At 62.2% G+C, this 2,535-nt stretch carries 3 protein-coding genes and 1 pseudogene; all 4 read left to right on the forward strand.

Annotation, left to right across the window (positions count from 1 at the left end):
- Nucleotides 1–249 (forward strand): annotated as a pseudogene (locus EOA22_RS30580) (glycosyltransferase); the annotation flags it as partial.
- Nucleotides 242–943 (forward strand): class I SAM-dependent methyltransferase, encoded by a 702-nt coding sequence (locus EOA22_RS30585; protein ID WP_063170022.1) that lies wholly within the window; start codon nt 242–244, stop codon nt 941–943. The pseudogene EOA22_RS30580 and the gene EOA22_RS30585, both read left to right, overlap by 8 nt.
- A gap of 10 nt (nt 944–953) precedes the next feature.
- Complete coding sequence (locus tag EOA22_RS30590; protein WP_281040801.1) at nt 954–1,388, forward strand: GtrA family protein; 435 nt, start codon at nt 954–956, stop codon at nt 1,386–1,388.
- A gap of 40 nt (nt 1,389–1,428) precedes the next feature.
- Nucleotides 1,429–2,535 (forward strand): hypothetical protein (locus EOA22_RS30595; protein ID WP_127390472.1); only part of this gene is annotated, 1,107 nt, incomplete at its 3' end.

Below are 2,535 nucleotides of genomic sequence, written 5' to 3' on the forward strand. Positions count from 1 at the left end.
CTCGAATGGTCGGTCGGAAACGTGTTGCCCGGCTGGACCAGCCTCGCCGCGATCGTGCTGATCCTCGGCAGCGTCCAGCTTATGGTGCTTGGAATCTTCGGCGAGTATCTCGGGCGCATGTACATGGAGACAAAGCGGCGGCCGCTCTACTTCGTCAACGAGATCGTTTCGCGCAGCCAGGCGGTGGAGGACGGCGAATTGCCGGTCCATCGCCTGCAGGAGATGGCAAAGAGGGCCGCACGTGCTTGAGGCGGAATTCGACCAGTTTGCGCGGGAATATCAGGAGCAGCATGCCGCAAGCATAAGGCTGAGCGGCGAAAACCCGGATTTCTTCGCCAGGTACAAGATCGACGACGTCGCCGCGACGCTGCGGCGGGCCGGTGTCAAACCGCGACGAATACTGGATTTCGGCGCCGGCGTCGGCAATTCGCTCGGCCATATGCGCAACGCGTTTCCCGACGCGGAGATCACCTTGCTCGATCCTTCGCGGGAATCGCTCGACATCGCCAGCAAGCGCTTTCCCGGCCAGGCCGCCTTCACGCATTTCGACGGCAAGACAATTCCCTTTGCCGACGGCAGCTTCGACCTGGCCTTCGCGGCCTGCGTCTTCCACCATATCCCCGAGAACCTGCAGATCGGACTGTTCGCCGAGATCGGCAGGGTGCTGGCCTATGGCGGCAGCTTCTTCGTCTTCGAACACAATCCTTGGAACCCGCTGACCACGCACGCGGTGAGGAACTGTGCCTTCGACGAAAACGCGGTTTTGATAAATTCGCGCGAGATGCGCGGGCGCATGGCCGAGGCGGGCCTTGCCAATACGAGGATCGTCTACCGGATTTTCTTTCCTCGGATGCTTGCGAGACTGAGGCCGTTCGAGCGCTTCCTCACCAAGGTACCTGTCGGAGCCCAATATTTTGCGCATGTGGTCAAGCCTGCCGTTTGACTTCCCGAGGATGCTGCGATTTGGCGCCGTCGGTCTGTTGAACACGGCGCTGGGATACGCGGTCATTCTGGCCGGGCTTGCGCTGGGTCTGGGCGACATCCTTGCCAACGCCACGGGCTATGCCGCCGGCCTTGTCCTCGGCTTCTTCCTCAACCGCCAATGGACCTTCAGCAGAGCCGATGGCTTCAAGCCCGGGACCGCGCTGCGCTATGGGGGTGTCTTTCTGGTCGCCTACAGCATCAATCTGGCCGTCGTAATCGCCGCCCGTTCAGCAGGCATCGTCGAAAACCCGCTGGTCCACCTCGCGGGAATCTGCGTCTATTCGGTTGTTTTCTATCTTGGCTCGGCTCGCTTCGTGTTTGTGGGGCGTGGGGACGACAGCACCGACCGCACAGTTCGGGTGCCCGACAAGCCTCGGCGGCAGCCCGCCAATCCAACACCTTGAACACCCAACTGTCACCGGAACCGATTAGAGGCGGCGCAGCATGAACGACGCTCAGGCCAGTGCGGCGGCCGCGACATACAACGAGCGGAGCAGGCTGATCTTCTGCCTGCTCGCGGCCTTGGCGATGGCGGGTGCGTTGGGTGCCCAGGCAGGCGCCACCCTGCAGGATCCCGACAGCTGGTGGCAAGTGAAGGTCGGTCTGGATTTCCTGACTAACCGGACATTTCCGACCGTCGATCCCTATTCCTACACGTTTGCCGGCCAGCCCTGGATTGCCAAGGAATGGCTGGGGCAGGTCCTGCTGGCTCTTGCCTACCGGGCGGGCGGCTGGAACGGGGTCGTCAACGCGATCATCGCCTCGATCTCCCTGACGGTTTTCCTGATGGGGTGGTTTCTCAGCGCATGGCTGAAGCCGATCCTGGCGATTACACTGGCGTTCGCCGCGGTGTTCCTGATCAACCCGATCTTCACGGCGCGTCCGCATGTCTTCACCTTCCCGATCATCGTCATCTGGACAGCGGTCCTCTTCGGTGCGGCAAGGGAAGAACGGGCGCCGCCCTGGTGGCTGCTTGTGCTGGTCGTATTATGGGCGAACCTGCACGCCACCTTCACCTTGAGCTTCGTCATCGCGGCTTTCGCCGGTCTCGATCTGCTGGCGCGCACGGGCCTGTCGAAACCGTCCCTGCTGGCGAAGTGGATCGCGTTCGGCCTGCTTTGCCCGCTGGTGAGCCTGATCCACCCCTACGGCGTCCAGGCCATCCTCGCGACGCTCGCCGTGGCCTACGGCAATGAGGCGGTGTCGCTGATCATGGAATGGAAACCGTTCAGTCAGCCGGACAGTCCTGTCCAGGAAGCGGCGATGCTGCTGGCGCTTTTCGGGCTTCTGGTGTCCCGGTTGCGAATTGGCTGGGCCAAGGCGTTGTTCGTCGTCTTCACCCTGCATGTCTATCTCGCCCATGTGCGCTTCATGTATCTGTTCTTCCTGCTGATTCCGCTGGTGATGGCGGCCGAGGTCGCACAGCAATATCACTCGCTTTCAGCCACCGCATGGCTGGCCGAAAAGCGCGACGGGCTGGAGAGATTCTTAGCCAGACGGTTCTACGCCATCTGCGGCACGGCAGCCGTTCTGCTGATCGGCGGGGTCGCC

The sequence above is a fragment of the Mesorhizobium sp. M7A.F.Ca.US.014.04.1.1 genome (assembly GCF_003998745.1).
GTDB lineage: Bacteria > Pseudomonadota > Alphaproteobacteria > Rhizobiales > Rhizobiaceae > Mesorhizobium > Mesorhizobium ciceri.

What these genes read in the sequence shown, in the direction of transcription:
- EOA22_RS30590 (WP_281040801.1), top strand. Translation starts at nt 954, where the DNA reads ATGCTGCGATTTGGCGCCGTCGGTCTGTTGAACACGGCGCTGGGATAC.